The 17597-nt window shown below is 60.6% G+C and carries 10 protein-coding genes; 1 reads left to right on the top strand and 9 read right to left on the bottom strand.

The window, feature by feature from the left end:
* Nucleotides 1–66: 66 nt before the first annotated feature.
* A complete protein-coding gene (hpaI, locus tag AT395_RS01455) occupies nucleotides 67–852 on the bottom strand; it encodes a 4-hydroxy-2-oxoheptanedioate aldolase (RefSeq protein WP_048628231.1) in 786 nt (261 codons plus the stop codon).
* Nucleotides 853–895: 43 nt separating this feature from the next.
* Complete coding sequence (gene hpaH, locus AT395_RS01450; RefSeq protein WP_042113444.1) at nucleotides 896–1705, bottom strand: 2-oxo-hept-4-ene-1,7-dioate hydratase; 810 nt, start codon at nucleotides 1703–1705, stop codon at nucleotides 896–898.
* Between the two features lie 721 nt (nucleotides 1706–2426).
* Here hpaH and AT395_RS01445 point away from each other — a divergent pair.
* On the top strand, nucleotides 2427–4487 hold the full coding sequence (locus AT395_RS01445; RefSeq protein WP_048628265.1) for a TonB-dependent receptor family protein: 2061 nt from the start codon (nucleotides 2427–2429) through the stop codon (nucleotides 4485–4487).
* Between the two features lie 156 nt (nucleotides 4488–4643).
* On the opposite strand, the gene AT395_RS01440 is transcribed toward AT395_RS01445, so the two are convergent.
* The 7 genes from AT395_RS01440 to rplK all read right to left on the bottom strand — a co-directional run bounded on the left by AT395_RS01440 (nucleotide 4644) and on the right by rplK (nucleotide 17543).
* Nucleotides 4644–6068 carry a mannose-1-phosphate guanylyltransferase/mannose-6-phosphate isomerase gene (locus AT395_RS01440; RefSeq protein ID WP_048628232.1) on the bottom strand — a complete coding sequence of 475 codons (1425 nt, stop codon included), beginning with the start codon at nucleotides 6066–6068 and terminating at the stop codon, nucleotides 4644–4646.
* Nucleotides 6069–6309: 241 nt separating this feature from the next.
* On the bottom strand, nucleotides 6310–10521 hold the full coding sequence (rpoC, locus tag AT395_RS01435) for a DNA-directed RNA polymerase subunit beta' (RefSeq protein WP_042113446.1): 4212 nt from the start codon (nucleotides 10519–10521) through the stop codon (nucleotides 6310–6312).
* A gap of 26 nt (nucleotides 10522–10547) precedes the next feature.
* The gene (rpoB, locus tag AT395_RS01430; RefSeq protein ID WP_042113448.1) at nucleotides 10548–14654 is read right to left on the bottom strand and encodes a DNA-directed RNA polymerase subunit beta; all 4107 of its coding nucleotides are present in this window, start codon (nucleotides 14652–14654) and stop codon (nucleotides 10548–10550) included.
* A gap of 495 nt (nucleotides 14655–15149) precedes the next feature.
* Nucleotides 15150–15527 (bottom strand): 50S ribosomal protein L7/L12, encoded by a 378-nt coding sequence (gene rplL, locus AT395_RS01425; protein ID WP_042113450.1) that lies wholly within the window; start codon nucleotides 15525–15527, stop codon nucleotides 15150–15152.
* A 60-nt stretch (nucleotides 15528–15587) separates the two neighbouring features.
* The gene (rplJ, locus tag AT395_RS01420; protein WP_010804162.1) at nucleotides 15588–16085 is read right to left on the bottom strand and encodes a 50S ribosomal protein L10; all 498 of its coding nucleotides are present in this window, start codon (nucleotides 16083–16085) and stop codon (nucleotides 15588–15590) included.
* 331 nt (nucleotides 16086–16416) lie between these two features.
* A complete protein-coding gene (gene rplA, locus AT395_RS01415) occupies nucleotides 16417–17112 on the bottom strand; it encodes a 50S ribosomal protein L1 (RefSeq protein ID WP_042113451.1) in 696 nt (231 codons plus the stop codon).
* Nucleotides 17112–17543 (bottom strand): 50S ribosomal protein L11, encoded by a 432-nt coding sequence (rplK, locus tag AT395_RS01410; RefSeq protein ID WP_010804164.1) that lies wholly within the window; start codon nucleotides 17541–17543, stop codon nucleotides 17112–17114. Before rplK ends, rplA begins: the two co-directional genes overlap by 1 nt.
* Nucleotides 17544–17597: the final 54 nt, after the last annotated feature.

The raw sequence follows: 17597 nt of genomic DNA, 5'->3' as shown, positions 1-17597 counted from the left end.
CGCGCAGCGTCATCCGCAGTGTTCAACGCGGCTTCAACGCCGGGTGGGGCTGAGCGCAACGCGAATTCAGCGCGTCGGTTCGCTACCGGCAGCGAACTTCGCGGCCAGCGAACGGCTCGCGCTCGCGAGCAACGCGGTGTCGATGCCTACGGCCATGAAAGTCACGCCCAGGTCGAGGTAGTGACGGGCAAGTGTCTCGTCGACGCACAGAATCCCGGCAGCCTTGCCTGCGCGGCGAATGCGCACGATGCCGTCTTCGATGGCCTTGCGCACGTCGGGATGCGTTGCCTGACCGAGATGGCCCATCGACGCGGCAAGATCGGCCGGACCGATGAACACACCGTCGACACCGTCGACGGCGGCAATGTCGTCGACCTGAGCCAACGCGTCGGCGGTCTCCACTTGCACGAGCAGACTGGTCGTCTCGTTCGCCGCGTGCAGATAGTCTTCGTAGCGATTCCAGCGCGACGAGCGCGCCAACCCGCTGCCAACACCTCGTATGCCCTGCGGCGGATAGCGCGTCGCGCTAACGAGGGCCCGGGCCATCGCGGCAGACTCGACCATCGGCACGAGCAACGTGCTTGCACCGATTTCCAGCACCTGTTTGATGAGCGCAGCGTCGCCGTGCGGCAGCCGCACCACCGGGTGTGTCGGGTACGGCGCGACCGCCTGCAACGTTGCCAGCATCGTGCGTAAGTCGTTCGGGGCGTGCTCGGCGTCGATCACCAGCCAGTCGAAGCCGCTACCGGCACACAACTCGGCGGCATACGGCGTCGCCAGCCCCATCCAAAGACCGATCTGACGCTCGCCGCGCGCGAGTGCCTGCTTGAAGAGATTCGGGGGTGTTTTCATGACATCGGCTCCCATGAAGGGCAAACGAACGGGGCGAGGCCCCTCAGACAAAGCGAACGCCAATGGCGCCGAGCGGGCCATAGTCGGCGTGGAAGACATCGCCGGCCGCACAAGCCACAGGTCGCGTGAACGACCCGGCCAGCACAATTTCGCCTGCCTGCAACCCTTCGTCGAACGCACCGAGTTTGTTGGCCAGCCAAGCAATGCCATTGCCCGGATGGTTGAGCACGGCTGCACTCAGGCCCGACTCTTCGATCACGCCGTTGCGGTAGAGCAGCGCACCTGTCCAGCGAAGATCGACGGCATCCGGCTTCACGGGACGCCCGCCAAGAATCACCGCCGCGTTCGCCGCGTTATCGGCAATCGTGTCGAAGACCTTGCGCGGCGCCTTCGTGTCGCGGTCGAACAACTCGATACGCCCGTCGATCAGTTCGAGCGCCGGTGTCACCCAGGCCGTGGCGTCGAGCACATCAAACAGCGTGACACCGGGCCCCTTGAGCGGCTTGGCCAGAATGAATGCCAACTCCACTTCGAGCCGTGGCACGATGAAGCGCGAGGCCTCAAGCGTCGCGCCGTCTGCAACGAGCATGTCGTCGAGCAGCGTGCCGTGATCCGGCTCGGTGATCTGCGCAGCAACTTGCATAGCGCGCGACGTCAGGCCGATCTTGTGTCCGATCATGCGACGGCCTTCCGCGTATTTCAACGCCAGCCATGCCTGCGAAATCGCGTAACTATCAGCGATCGTCATGTCGGGATAGCGACGGGAAAACTGCGTGACCGGTGTGCGATTTCGCTCCGCGTCGTGCAGCTCGCGGGCAAGGGCCTGATGGGTCGGGGCGTCGAGCTTCGGCATCGCGTTGTCTCCATAGCGCCGCCCGGCGCAGGCGACGTGTCTTTGTCTGTCGATAGCCGCTATTCTTGCGGCCCTCCGCGCCGCGAACAATCAATCGATTTTGGGCGATTGATAAGTAAAACTGGATAATCCGACGTCCCACCCCAACGCACGCCAACGCACCCCAGCGTGTCTATTACGCGGCATACCGCGCTCGTCCTCCCGCTGTCGCAAGACCGCCACACCTTCAACCGTCCGTTGAATGACGTTCGGTAAAAGCGATCGCACGCCTTTCTTCACGCTATCCCTCGACTTTGGTTGGGAACGTCGGCTTTCCCTCTGATTTTCGTCGTCCACGGTTGCCTCCGATACCCACGATCGGCTCGCACTCGGCAGCCGTCATCAAAAATGAGATTGATTTGCATTTATACTTCGCATCGCTTTATTACAGCGCATTACGTCTTACGCGTTGCGCATAACGATCCGAACGCCGCGGCCACCGCCACCTCCGGTACTGCCAGCGGCCAAGCTCGCCACACTCTCGCCGTCACGAAGGTCCGCCAAGATGAAGATGTCCGTAAGTCGCCGTGCAAATGCGGCAGCCGACACCCCCGGCATGGTCAGCGCCGCCCGCCTCGCCTCTCTCCGTCACGTCGATTCTGTCGATCCTGTCGATCCTGTCGCTCGCTTCGCCACCCACCGTCGACTGCCCCGCGCCACGGCCTGCGCCGCCGCGTTGTTCATGGCAGCACTCGGCAGCGCGCACGCGCAGCAAGCGGGCTCGGTCGCCACGTCCGCCGAAGCCCGGGCCGACGTCGAACTCGGCGCCGTCAATGTCTCGGGCGACTGGCTCGGCACGGGGCTGGACAACAGCGCGAAGACATTCCCGGGCGCACGCACGGTGGTCAAGAAGGATCAGATCGACGCGTCCGGCGCCGCCAGCATCGGCGACGTGTTACGCCGGGTGCCGGGTGTGCAGGCCACCGACAACTCCAGCAGCGCCGGCAGCGCCATCTCTCTGAACATTGGTGTGCGCGGTCTCGCAGGCCGTTTCAGCCCGCGCTCGACGGTGCTGCTCGACGGTATTCCGCTGGCGGTGGCGCCATATGGCCAGCCCCAGTTGTCGTTCGCGCCGGTCAGCCTCTTCAACATCGAGAGCATCGACGTGGTGCGCAGCGGCGGCGCAGTGCGCTACGGGCCGCAGAACGTGGGCGGCGTGATCAACTTCAAGACGCGTTCGATTCCGAGTACGCCGGGTCTGACGGGCGACGCGACCGTGCGTCAGAACATTTACACCACGGGTGGCGGCACGAACACGCAATACGGCTTGTTCCTTGGCACGCAGCTGGACAACGGCCTGGGCCTCGCGCTGCTGTACTCGGGCATGGTCGGCCGCGACTGGCGCAAGGGCAGCGACGAAAACGTGAACGATCTCGCGTTGAAGTGGCGCTACGACATGACGCCGAGCCAGCAGGTCTACGGCAAGATCTCGTACTACGACGCCAAGTCGAAGACACCCGGCGGCCTCACCGCCGCGCAATACAACGCCGATCCGTTCCAGAACACGCGCCCGAACGACTACTGGAGCGGCAACCGCACCGGTCTCGACTTCGGCTATCTGAATACGATCTCGGAAACGCAGGAGTTCGAGATCCGCACGTTCTACAACGAGAGCTACCGTCAAAGCACGCTGACCAATCTGTCGGTGTTGCCGCTCGTGAGCGTTCACCAGCCGCGCAACTATCAAACGTTCGGTATCGAACCACGGTACACGCAACGCCTGCGCTTCGGACCGACAGTGCACGACGTGACCGTCGGATATCGTTTTATCCGCGAGCGCGGCGACGACAACAATTTCAACGTGAACGTTGCCAGCGGCGCCACGTCGGCCACGACCACGTTCTATAACTACACGTCGGCGAATGCGTTCTACATCGACGACCGCATGGCATGGGGCAACTGGCGCCTCACGCCGGGCGTGCGCTACGAAATGATCGCCTCGCAACGTGTCGACAAAGCATCGGGCAGCACCTACCGCACCGACAATAACAAGCCGCTGCCGTCGGTCAACTTGTCGTATCTGGTGAACAGTGCGTGGACGATCTTCGCGGACTACAGCACGTCGTTCGGCCCGGTGCAGAACACACAGTTGAATTCGATGTCCGCGTCGAACCCGCTCCAGCCGGAAGTGGCTCGCACGTATGAAATCGGCACACGTTGGACGGATAACCGCTGGAAGGCCGAGTTGACGGCGTTCAAGATGAAGTTCGACAACCAGATTCTGCAGGTGCCGAATGTCAGCCCGGCGACCTTTCAGAACATCGGCGCGACGAACCACGATGGTATCGAAACGGCGCTCGATTACACCTTTGATCGCGACAGCGTGCTGCGCGGCCTGAACCTGTACGCCAACTTCACGTACGTTCGCGCAATTCAGAAGTCGGGCACCACGGCCGGTCTCGACGTGCCGTTCTACTCACGCTTTACCGACACGCTCGGCGCGCGTTATACGATCAGCCAATGGACCTTCAACGTCTCGACCACGCACCAGAGTTCGCAGTACTCGGATCTGGCGAACACAGAAGCGCCGTCGGCCGACGGCACCAACGGCAAGGTGCCCGGCTACCGTGTGTGGAATCTGCAAGCGATGTACAAGCTGCCGTTCTACAAGAACGCCGATGTCACCGTGGGCGTGAACAACGTGTTCGACAAGCGGTTCTACACGCGTAACACCGACCAGAACGGCGGCATCATGGTCGGCGCACCGCGCATGGTCTACGTTCAGGGTCACTTCGGGTTCTGATTGAGAAAACGTCGGGGTTCGGTGCGCGATGCCGAAAGGTTCGCGCCCGATTCGCCTGACGTATCTGCGCCATCAACGACTCACATTGCGAGAGCCGTTTTTCATGAACCGCGGCACCTTGCCCGCGGTTCATGAAATCGACGCTGAGGTCGTGACCTACTTGGAGCGCCCGTAGTTGTCCTCGAAGCGGACGATGTCGTCTTCGCCCAGATACGCCCCCGATTGCACTTCAATGAGTTCGAGCGGCACCTTGCCCGGATTCTCAAGCCGGTGTGTCGTGCCGACGGGAATGTACGTGGATTGATTCTCGGTGAGAAGGATCGTGTTCTCGCCGTTCGTCACACGTGCCGTGCCCCTGACTACGACCCAGTGCTCCGAGCGGTGGAAATGCATCTGCAGGCTCAACGACGCCCCCGGCTTCACGACAATCTTCTTCACCTGAAAGCGTTCACCGACACAGATCCCTTCGTAGCTGCCCCACGGCCGAAAGACCCGCTGGTGGAAGACCGATTCGGAGCGGCCTTCGGCGATCAGCTTTTCGACGACGGATTTCACCTCCTGCACACGGTCCTTCGACGCGACCAGCACAACGTCCGGCGTCTCCACGATCACAAGGTCGTCGACACCGATCGCTGCGACCATGCGGCTCTCGCTGCGCACGTAACTGTTCTTGACGCCGCGCGCCACAACGTCGCCCAGAAGGCTGTTGCCATCCCCGTCGCGTTCGGCGATCTCGGCGACCGCCGACCATGAGCCAATGTCGTTCCACCCGAGACCGTCGGCGTCGACCACTGCCGCACGGTGCGCCTTCTCCATGACGGCATAGTCGATCGAATCCGACGGACATGCCTCAAGACTTGCTTGATCCAGACGGAAGAAGTCGATATCGACGGCGCCATGTTCGACGGCGGCATTCACCTGCCGGAACATCTCGGGCGCGAGACGCTCGAGCTCATCCAGATAGGTCTTTGCCTTGAACAGAAACATGCCGCTGTTCCAATAGCAATGACCGGCTGCGATCAGCGACTCCGCAGTCTTTGCATCGGGCTTCTCGACATACTGATCGACGTGGAAACCACTGGCGCACACCTCGGTCGCCTTGCCACGACGAATGTAGCCGTAGCCGGTATGCGGCGAGGCCGGGGGAATGCCGAACGTCACGAGGAAGTCGTCGTTGGCGAGCGTTCGGCCGGCACGCACCGCTTCGAGGAATTTCGCCTCGTTCGCAATGACGTGATCCGAGGGGAGCACCAGCAACATGGCGTTGGCATCCTGGCGCAGTGCGATCAGCGCCGCGGCGGCGACTGCGGGGGCGGTATTGCGCGCAACGGGCTCGAGCACAATGGCGCTCGGCTTCGTATCGATGGCGCGCAGTTGCTCGGCGACGAGAAACCGCTGCTCGTTGTTGGAGATGATCAGTGGCGCGGTGGCGCCTTCAAGGGTTCCGATGCGCTTCACCGTCTGCTGAAGCAACGTGTCGGAACCGGCTAGCGAGAGATACTGCTTCGGATAGCTGGCGCGCGAAAGGGGCCACAAACGAGTACCGCTGCCACCACACAGAATTACAGGAGTTATCGACATATTCCGGATCGTAGGACGCGACGAGCGATATCGCTTTAAAGGAGCGAAAATTATATCGTCATTTCAAGCACTTAACCCCGTACGACAAAATCACTTGCCGGCTGAGCGCAAAATACCGGGGGACACGGCGAACGACAATATTTACCGAAAAAAAAACGGCACCCCGCAAAGGGTGCCGTTTCTGTAACGACGTTGTTTCCGGATTGGCAGCGCCCGCTTTCGCCGGCGCCGCCAGTCCGATTTACTCTGCCGTGGGCTCTTCCACCGAACTCGGCATCGGAGCAAACGCCTCTTCCAGAGCGATCTGGTCGTGACGCTCGCGATCCGACGTCTCGCGGGCCTTGCGAGCCTTGTGATACGCCAGACCCGTACCTGCCGGGATCAGACGGCCGACGATGACGTTTTCCTTCAGGCCACGCAGGTCGTCCTTCTTGCCCATGATGGCGGCTTCGGTCAACACGCGCGTCGTTTCCTGGAACGATGCGGCCGAGATGAACGAGTCCGTCGAGAGCGACGCCTTCGTAATACCCAGCAACACGTTCTCGTACTGCGCCGGACGCTTGTCTTGCGCGTTCATGGCGTCGTTCTCGTCGAGCATGTCCGAACGTTCGACCTGTTCGCCGGTGATGAAGCGCGTATCGCCCGAATCGACGATCTGCACACGACGCAGCATCTGGCGAACGATCACCTCGATGTGCTTGTCGTTGATCTTCACACCCTGCAAGCGGTACACGTCCTGAACTTCGTCGACGATGTAACGCGCCAGCGCTTCGATACCCTGCAAACGCAGGATGTCGTGCGGGTCGGCCGGGCCGTCCACGATCATTTCGCCCTTGTTCACCACCTGACCGTCGTGCACCAGCACCTGCTTTTCCTTCGGAATCAGGAATTCGTGCTGGTTGCCGTCCAGATCGGTAATGACCAGACGCTGCTTGCCCTTCGTGTCCTTACCGAACGACGTGGTGCCCGTGACTTCGGCCAGAATGCCGGCGTCCTTCGGTGCACGCGCTTCGAACAGTTCGGCCACACGCGGCAGACCCCCGGTAATGTCGCGGGTCTTCTGCGATTCGGTCGGGATACGTGCAAGCACTTCACCCACCGGCACATGCTGACCGTCCTTGACGGTAATCAGTGCACCGACCTGGAAGCCGATCGTCACAGCGTGATCGGTACCCGGGATCTTCACTTCCTGACCGTTTTCGTCGAGCAGCTTGACCTGCGGACGCACGTTCTTCGACGCCGGACCACGACGCTTCGGATCGATCACGACCAGCGTGGACAGACCCGTCACATCGTCGATCTGCTTGGCAACCGTGACCCCTTCCTCGACGTTCTCGAACTTGGCGATACCGCCGTGTTCGGTAATGATCGGGCGCGTCAGCGGATCCCACGTACCCAGTTGGGCACCGGCCTTGACCTGTGCACCGTCCAGTTGCAGCAGCGTGGCGCCGTACGGCACCTTGTGACGCTCGCGCTCACGGCCATGATCGTCCGTGATCAGGATTTCGCCCGAACGCGAGATCGCGATCTGCTCGCCACGGCCATTCGTCACGTAACGCATGGTCGCCGTGAAGCGAACCGTACCGTTCGACTTGGCTTCAATCGACGAGGCCACTGCCGCACGCGATGCCGCACCACCGATGTGGAACGTACGCATCGTGAGCTGCGTGCCCGGTTCGCCGATCGACTGCGCTGCGATCACGCCGACGGCTTCGCCGACGTTCACGCGCGAACCACGACCCAGATCGCGGCCATAGCAGGCTGCGCACAGACCGTAGCGCGTATCGCAGGTCAACGGCGTGCGCACGCGCACTTCGTCGATACCCAGCGTTTCGATCATTTCGACGGCGTCTTCGTCCAGCAGCGTGCCCGCTTCGTACACCGTTTCCTGCGTTTCCGGATTCACGACGTCAGCCACTGCCACGCGACCCAGAATACGGTCACGCAGGGCTTCGACCACTTCACCGCCCTCGACCAGCGCCTTCATCGCCACGCCGTTGGTCGTGCCGCAATCGTCTTCGACCACGACCAGATCCTGCGTCACGTCAACCAGACGACGCGTCAGGTAACCCGAGTTTGCCGTCTTCAGTGCCGTATCGGCCAGACCCTTACGTGCACCGTGGGTCGAGATGAAGTACTGCAACACGTTCAGGCCTTCGCGGAAGTTCGCGGTAATCGGCGTCTCGATAATCGAGCCGTCCGGCTTGGCCATCAGGCCACGCATACCGGCGAGCTGGCGAATCTGGGCGCTCGAACCGCGAGCACCGGAGTCGGCCATCATGTAAATCGAGTTGAACGACTCCTGATCCACGGAGTTGCCGTCGCGATCGATCGTCTTTTCCTTCGAGAGCTGCTCCATCATCGCCTTACCCACGGCGTCACCGGTAGCACCCCAAATGTCCACGACGTTGTTGTAACGCTCTTGCGCCGTGACCAGACCCGACATGTACTGACGGTCATATTCCTTGACCTTCTTCGACGCTTCGCCGATCAGCTCTTCCTTCTTCGTCGGCACGAGCATGTCGTCGACGCAGATCGAGATACCGGCACGCGTTGCCAGGCGGAAGCCCGACTGCATCAGCTTGTCGACGAAGATCACCGTCTCGCGCAGACCGCAGCGGCGGAACGCCGTGTTGATCAGCTTCGAGATTTCCTTCTTCTTGAGCGACTTGTTCAGGACCGAGAACGGCAGGCCCGGCGGCAGAATTTCCGACAGGATCGCGCGGCCGACAGTCGTCGGGTACAGCGTGATCTTCGGCGTCTTTTCGCCCGTTTCCGGATCGACCGTGTACTCCGTGATACGCACGTTCACACGCGAAGCCAGTTCGACTTCCTTGTTGTCGTACGCACGCAGCACTTCCGAGACGTCGATGAACGACAGGCCTTCGCCACGGCCGTTGATCTTGTCACGCGTCGCGTAGTACAGACCCAGCACGATATCCTGCGACGGCACGATCGACGGATCGCCGTTAGCCGGGAACAACACGTTGTTCGAGGCCAGCATCAGGGTACGCGCTTCCATCTGCGCTTCGAGCGACAGCGGCACGTGAACGGCCATCTGGTCACCGTCGAAGTCGGCGTTGAACGCCGCGCAAACCAGCGGGTGAAGCTGAATTGCCTTGCCTTCGATCAGCACCGGCTCAAACGCCTGGATACCCAGACGGTGCAGCGTCGGTGCGCGGTTCAGCATGATCGGGTGCTCGCGGATCACCTCTTCGAGGATGTCCCACACCACCGCCGTCTGGTTCTCGACTTCCTTCTTCGCGGCCTTGATGGTCGTCGCCACGCCCATCACTTCCAGCTTGTGGAAGATGAACGGCTTGAAGAGTTCGAGCGCCATCAGCTTCGGCAGACCGCACTGATGCAGCTTGAGCGTCGGGCCCACGGTAATCACCGAACGGCCCGAGTAGTCAACGCGCTTACCCAGCAGGTTCTGACGGAAACGACCGCTCTTACCCTTGATCATGTCGGCCAGCGACTTGAGCGGACGCTTGTTCGCACCGGTCATCGCCTTACCGCGACGGCCGTTGTCGAGCAGCGAGTCCACGGACTCTTGCAGCATGCGCTTTTCGTTGCGCACGATGATGTCCGGGGCCTTCAGCTCGAGCAGACGCTTCAGACGGTTGTTACGGTTGATAACGCGGCGATACAGATCGTTCAGATCCGAGGTCGCGAAGCGGCCACCGTCGAGCGGCACCAGCGGGCGCAGCTCAGGCGGGAGCACCGGCAGCACTTCGAGCACCATCCACTCGGGCTTGATGCCCGAGCGTTGGAAAGCCTCGAGCACCTTCAGGCGCTTGGCGTACTTCTTGATCTTGGCTTCCGAGCCCGTGGCTTGCAGCTCGGCGCGCAGATGCTCGACCTGCTGGTCGATGTCGATCGAGCGCAGCAGTTCGCGCACGCCTTCCGCACCCATTTCGGCACGGAATTCGTCGCCGTATTCCTCGACCTTGTTGTAGTAATCCTCTTCCGTCATGATCTGGCAACGCTTGAGCGGCGTCATGCCAGGTTCGAGGACCACATAGGCTTCGAAGTACAGCACGCGTTCGATGTCGCGCAGCGTCATGTCGAGCACCATGCCCAGACGCGACGGCAGCGACTTCAGGAACCAGATGTGCGCGACCGGCGAGGCCAGCTCAATGTGGCCCATGCGTTCGCGACGCACCTTCGCCAGCGTGACTTCCACGCCGCACTTCTCGCAGATCACGCCACGGTGCTTCAGGCGCTTGTACTTGCCGCAAAGGCATTCGTAGTCCTTGATCGGACCGAAAATCTTTGCGCAGAACAGACCGTCACGCTCGGGCTTGAAAGTCCGGTAGTTGATCGTTTCCGGCTTCTTCACTTCGCCGAACGACCACGAACGGATCTTGTCCGGCGAAGCCAGACCGATCTTGATCGCGTCGAACTGTTCGTCCTGCTGGACTTGCTTGAATAGATCGAGCAAAGCTTTCATTGCTTTCTCCTGTTGCCTGAACGCGATTAACCGCGCTCCAGGTCGATATCGATACCGAGCGAACGGATTTCCTTGACCAGCACGTTGAACGATTCCGGCATGCCGGCATCGATCACGTGATCGCCCTTGACGAGGTTCTCGTACACCTTCGTACGACCCGTCACGTCATCCGACTTCACGGTCAGCATTTCCTGCAGCACATACGATGCGCCATAGGCTTCCAGTGCCCACACTTCCATTTCACCGAAGCGCTGACCACCGAACTGAGCCTTACCGCCCAACGGCTGTTGCGTCACCAGCGAGTACGGACCGGTCGAACGCGCGTGCATCTTGTCGTCGACCAAGTGGTGCAGCTTGAGCATGTGCATGAAGCCGCACGTGACCGGACGCTCAAATGCTTCACCCGTACGGCCGTCGAACAGCGTGACCTGGTTCTTCGACGGCGTCATGCCGAGTTCCTTCGCAATGTGATCCGGGAACGCCAGATCCAGCATGCGACGGATTTCCTCTTCATGCGCACCATCGAACACCGGCGTAGCGAACGGCACACCGTTCTGCAGGTTGCGCGCCAGCGACATGATTTCGTCGTCCGACAGGCTGTCGATATCTTCTTGCTGACCGCTCTCGTTGTAGATCTTCGTCAGGAACTTGCGAACTTCCTGGACCTTGGTGTGCGCTTGCAGCATTTCGCCGATACGCCAGCCCAGACCCTTCGCTGCCCAGCCGAGGTGCGACTCGAGAATCTGACCCACGTTCATCCGCGACGGCACGCCGAGCGGGTTGAGCACGATGTCGGCCGGACGGCCATCGGCCATGTACGGCATATCCTCGATCGGCACGATCTTCGAGACCACGCCCTTGTTACCGTGACGGCCGGCCATCTTGTCGCCAGGCTGCAGACGACGCTTGACCGCCAGGTACACCTTGACCATCTTCAGCACGCCCGGCGGCAGTTCGTCGCCTTGCGTGAGCTTCTTGCGCTTCTCTTCGAAAGCCAGATCGAACTGGTGACGCTTCTGCTCGATCGATTCCTTGATCTGCTCGAGCTGTTGCGCAGCTTCGTCGTCGGCCAGACGAATATCGAACCAGTGGTAGCGATCCAGATCGGCCAGGTATTCCTTCGTGAGCTTGGTGCCCTTGGCGAGCTTCTTCGGACCGCCATTGGCCGTCTTGCCCACCAGGAAGCGCTCCAGACGCTGGAATGCATCGCCTTCCACGATACGCAGCTGGTCGTTCAGGTCCAGGCGGTAGCCCTTCAGTTCATCGTCGATGATCTGTTGAGCGCGCTTGTCGCGCTGGATACCTTCACGCGTGAACACTTGCACGTCGATCACCGTACCGCTCATGCCGGACGGCACGCGCAGCGAGGTGTCCTTCACGTCCGACGCCTTCTCGCCGAAGATCGCACGCAGCAGCTTTTCTTCCGGCGTAAGCTGGGTTTCGCCCTTCGGCGTGACCTTGCCCACCATCACGTCACCGGCTTCGACTTCCGCGCCGATGTACACGATGCCCGACTCGTCCAGACGGCTCAGTTGCACTTCCGCCAGGTTCGAGATGTCGCGCGTGATTTCTTCAGGTCCAAGCTTCGTGTCGCGAGCGACCACGTTCAGCTCTTCGATGTGAATCGACGTGTAACGGTCTTCCGCAACGACGCGCTCCGAGATCAGGATCGAATCCTCGAAGTTGTAGCCGTTCCACGGCATGAACGCGATCAGCATGTTCTGACCCAGCGCCAGCTCACCCAGATCGGTCGACGCGCCGTCGGCAATCACATCGCCGCGCGCCACCTTGTCGCCCACTTCCACGATCGGGCGCTGGTTGATGTTGGTGTTCTGGTTCGAACGCGTGTACTTGATCAGGTTGTAGATGTCCACGCCGACTTCACCGGCAACGGCTTCGTCATCGTTCACGCGAATCACCACACGGCCGGCATCGACGTAGTCGACCACACCGCCACGGAACGCCTGCACGGTCGTACCCGAGTCAACGGCCACCGTACGTTCGATACCCGTACCGACCACCGCTTTTTCCGGACGCAGGCAAGGCACGGCCTGGCGCTGCATGTTCGAACCCATCAATGCACGGTTCGCGTCATCGTGCTCGAGGAACGGAATCAGCGAGGCTGCCACTGACACGATCTGCGACGGCGCCACGTCCATGTACTGGATGCGGTCCGGCGTGACCATCAGCGTTTCGCCAGCTTCACGCGACGAGACCAGTTCGTCGGTCAGTTCGCCGTTTTCGCCGATCGACGCGTTCGCCTGAGCGATCACGTAACGACCTTCTTCAATGGCCGACAGGTAGTCGATCTGGTCGGTGACCTTGCCGTCCACCACCTTGCGATACGGCGTCTCGAGGAAGCCGTACTCGTTCAGGCGGGCATACAGCGCCAGCGAGTTGATCAGACCGATGTTCGGACCTTCCGGCGTTTCAATCGGGCACACGCGACCGTAGTGAGTCGGATGCACGTCGCGAACTTCAAAGCCTGCACGCTCGCGCGTCAGACCGCCCGGGCCCAGTGCGGAAACGCGACGCTTGTGCGTGATTTCCGACAGCGGGTTGGTCTGGTCCATGAACTGCGACAACTGCGACGAACCGAAGAACTCGCGAATGGCAGACGAGATCGGCTTGCTGTTGATCAGGTCGTGCGGCATCAGGTTTTCCGACTCGGCCTGACCCAGACGTTCCTTCACAGCGCGCTCGACACGCACCAGACCGGCGCGGAACTGGTTCTCGGCCAGTTCGCCGACGCAACGCACACGACGGTTACCCAAGTGGTCGATATCGTCGACTTCGCCGCGGCCGTTACGCAGATCCACCAGGATCTTGATCGTCGCGAGAATGTCGTCGTCTTCCAGCGTCATCGGTCCGAGCACTTCGTCACGGCCAACACGACGGTTGAACTTCATACGACCCACCTTCGACAGGTCGTACGCTTCTTCGCTGTAGAACAGACGGTTGAACAGGGCCTCGACCGCATCTTCGGTCGGCGGCTCGCCCGGGCGCATCATGCGATAGATCGCGATACGCGCGGCCGTCTGGTCGGCGGTTTCGTCGATACGCAGCGTGGCCGAGATGTACGAACCCTGATCCAGATCGTTCGTGTACAGCGTCTGGATGTCCGACACGCCCGACTCGCGCAGCTTGACCAGCACGCTTTCGGTGATTTCGTCGTTGGCGTTGGCGATCACTTCGCCGGTATCGCCATCGATCACGTTCTTCGCGAGCACACGGCCGAGCAGGTAGTCTTCCGGCACCGAGATGAACTTGGTGTTGGCGTTCTCCAGATCACGGATGTGCTTGGCGTTGACGCGCTTGTCCTTCTGGACGATGACCTTGCCTTCGCGATCCGTAATGTCGAAACGCGCAACTTCACCGCGCAGACGCTCCGGCACGAACTCCATCTGTGCGCCTTCCGGCATCAGCTTGAAGTTGTCGAACACGAAGAAGTTGGCGAGGATCTGTTCCGGCGTCAGGCCAATCGCCTTGAGCAGGATCGTGACCGGCATCTTGCGACGGCGGTCGACGCGGAAGTACAGGATGTCCTTCGGGTCGAATTCGAAGTCCAGCCACGAGCCGCGGTAGGGGATGATACGCGCGGAGAAAAGCAGCTTACCCGAGCTGTGCGTCTTGCCCTTGTCGTGTTCGAAGAACACGCCCGGCGAACGGTGCAGCTGCGAGACGATGACACGTTCCGTGCCATTGATAACGAAGGAACCCGTCGAGGTCATGAGCGGAATTTCGCCCATGTACACTTCCTGTTCCTTCACTTCCTTGACTACCGGCTTGTTGGGCGATTCCTTGTCGAGAATCACCAGACGAACCTTGGCGCGCAGAGCCGAGCAAAAGGTCAGGCCGCGCTGTTGACATTCCTTGACATCGAACGCGGGAGTACCAAGCAAATAGCTGACAAACTCCAGGCGTGCGAACCCGTTGTGAGAAACGATCGGGAAAATGGAGGAGAAGGCTGCTTGCAGACCCTCCGGCTTCCGCTCCGATGCAAGCGTATCGGCTTGCAAGAACGATGTGTACGAGGCGAGCTGGGTGGCCAGCAAAAACGGCACCTTGTGCACGGTCGGACGCTTCGCAAAACTCTTGCGAATGCGTTTCTTCTCGGTGAAGGAATAGTGCATTACGATCTCCGAATCACTACGCTGACGACGACGGCAGGCATCGCCAACGGGTGTTCATCGACTGAGACCAGACGTCCTCCACGGCGGGCTTGCCATGGAGCAACGAGCTTGGTGGTTGGCCGCTACCAACCGCTGGCTGACGGCGACGGATGCCTGTGTTGCCCGTCGCCCGACCAAACTTGCCTTCTGCAGTCGCTTCAGAAGACAAAGAGAAAACCGCTGCCGACTCAGTGCCGCACGATTTTTTCTTTGGCCTCTTCGATACGCCTTCGCTACTTCTCTGATACTGCCTTTCGCTCAGTTTGCCGATGAGACGCGCGTTTGAAACAGCGTGACTTGCATGGGCTTCGGCGAAATCGTTTTACTTTCAATCACTTGGCGTTGCTTCACGCCAGCTTTCGAAATCCGCACATCCTTTGTGGGATTTGCATCTCCTGAAAGCACAAAAAGGCTGACGACTTTTCGTCGCCAGCCTTCCCTACGCGCAGAGCCGAATTACTTGACTTCGACCTTGGCGCCGGCTTCTTCCAGCTTCTTCTTGGCTTCTTCAGCAGCAGCCTTGTCGACGCCTTCCTTGACAGCCTTCGGAGCGCCATCAACCAGATCCTTGGCTTCCTTCAGGCCCAGGCCGGTGATTTCGCGGACGGCCTTAATGACGCCGACCTTGTTTGCACCGACTTCTGCCAGGATGACGTTGAATTCGGTTTGCTCTTCAGCAGCAGCAGCACCGCCGCCAGCACCAGCCGGGCCAGCAACTGCCAGGGCAGCAGCCGACACGCCGAACTTCTCTTCGAACGCCTTGACCAGGTCGTTCAGTTCCATAACCGACATCGCGCCTACGGCTTCGATGATTTCGTCTTTCGTGATTGCCATTTGTAAAACTCCTAGATTGTGTTCGGACCGAAGTCAGCGATCGTGTAACCGGGTCGAGAATTAAGCAGCTTCCGCTTGCTTCTTCTCGGCCACGGCAGCCAGGACGCGAGCAAAGCCGGAAACCGGCGCTTGCATGACACCCAGCAACTTCGCGAGCAGTTCGTCGCGGCTCGGGATCGAGGCCAGCGCTTGCACGCCTGCCTTGTCCATCACCTTGCCGTCGTACGAGCCGGCCTTCAAGATCAACTTGTCGTTGCCCTTCGAAAAGTCGTTCAAGACTTTCGCAGCGGCTACGGGATCCGTCGAGATACCGTAGATCAGAGGACCGGTCATCTGCTCAGCCAGGTCAGCAAACGGGGTGTTTTCCACCGCGCGGCGTGCCAGCGTGTTCTTCAGAACGCGCAGGTAGACGCCTTGCTGACGCGCATTGGCGCGAAGCTTCGTCAGATCGCCAACCGTGATTCCGCGATATTCAGCCACAACGATGGTCGAAGCGCCGGCGACTTGCGCCGATACTTCAGCCACGACGGCTTTCTTATCATCAAGATTAAGTGCCACGGTTAACCTCCAAAATTGACATCACCTCATGGTGACGCCGTTCCACTAACGGCTTACCGACATGTCTGGAGTTTCAACCTTCGCGCCCGGTTGCCCGTGTGCGAGGGTGCGACTGCATAACTTGTTCGGGTTCGCCATCTGCGTTGGCTGGCGTATTAAGGGAGCGTCAGTCAATGCCCATTCCCGCCAACGGTCTTTGATAACCGGAAGCGCATTCCGAAGAACTCGCTTCCGCCCAAAGTCTTTTGCTACTGGCTTTCGATCTCTGGGATCTCAGCCGTCGCAGGGGACGCCATCACCCTGCGATTGCGATACTGTGGCTTACGCTGACTTAGGCAGCCAGGCTAGCCTGGTCCACACGCACGCCAACGCCCATCGTGCTCGACAGAGCGATCTTGCGCAGGTAGACACCCTTGCTCGAGGCCGGCTTGGCCTTCGTCAGGGCTTCCAACAGCGCCGAAAGGTTCTGTTGCAACGCTGCCGGTTCGAACGAAGCGCGACCGATGGTGGCGTGAATGATGCCGCCCTTGTCGACGCGGAACTGCACCTGACCCGCCTTGGCGTTCTTCACAGCCGTAGCAACGTCCGGGGTCACCGTGCCAACCTTCGGGTTCGGCATCAGGCCGCGCGGGCCAAGGATCTGACCCAGCGTACCGACGATACGCATCGTGTCCGGCGAAGCGATCACGATGTCGAAGTCCATGTTGCCGGCCTTGATCTGCTCGGCCAGGTCTTCCATACCGACGATTTCGGCGCCGGCAGCCTTGGCTTGCTCAGCCTTGTCGCCTTGGGCGAACACGGCCACACGAACCGACTTACCGGTACCTGCCGGCAGAACGACCGAGCCACGAACCACTTGGTCCGACTTCTTCGCATCCACGCCCAGTTGCACGGCGACGTCGATCGACTCGTCGAACTTGGCGCTTGCGCATTCCTTGACCAGTGCCAGGGCGTCGCCGACCGGGTACAGCTTGTTGCGATCGACCTTGGCGGCCAGTGCTTGTTGACGCTTCGAGATCTTAGCCATTACAGACCCTCCACCGTGATGCCCATCGAACGTGCGCTGCCAGCGATGGTGCGAACCGCAGCGTCCAGATCGGAGGCGGTAAGGTCAGGCATCTTGGTCTTCGCGATTTCTTCCGCTTGTGCGCGGGTGATCTTGCCCACCTTGTCGGTGTGCGGCTTGCTCGAACCCTTTTGCAGGTTGGCAGCCTTCTTGATCAGCACCGTTGCCGGCGGGGTCTTCAGGACGAACGTGAAGCTCTTGTCCGCAAATGCGGTGATCACCACCGGAATCGGCAGACCCGGTTCGAGGCTCTGCGTTTGCGCGTTGAACGCCTTGCAGAACTCCATGATGTTCAGGCCGCGTTGACCCAGTGCCGGGCCCACGGGGGGCGACGGATTGGCTTTACCTGCAGGAATCTGCAGCTTGATAAAGCCGATGATTTTCTTTGCCATGGTTTACTCCGGAACGAATATGTGGCGCATATTCGGGGTTGAGTCATAGCGCGT

It is taken from the genome of Pandoraea apista, assembly GCF_001465595.2.
Lineage (GTDB): Bacteria > Pseudomonadota > Gammaproteobacteria > Burkholderiales > Burkholderiaceae > Pandoraea > Pandoraea apista.
Note: the sequence above shows the minus strand (reverse complement) of the source record. Positions and strands in the feature narration are given on the sequence as shown.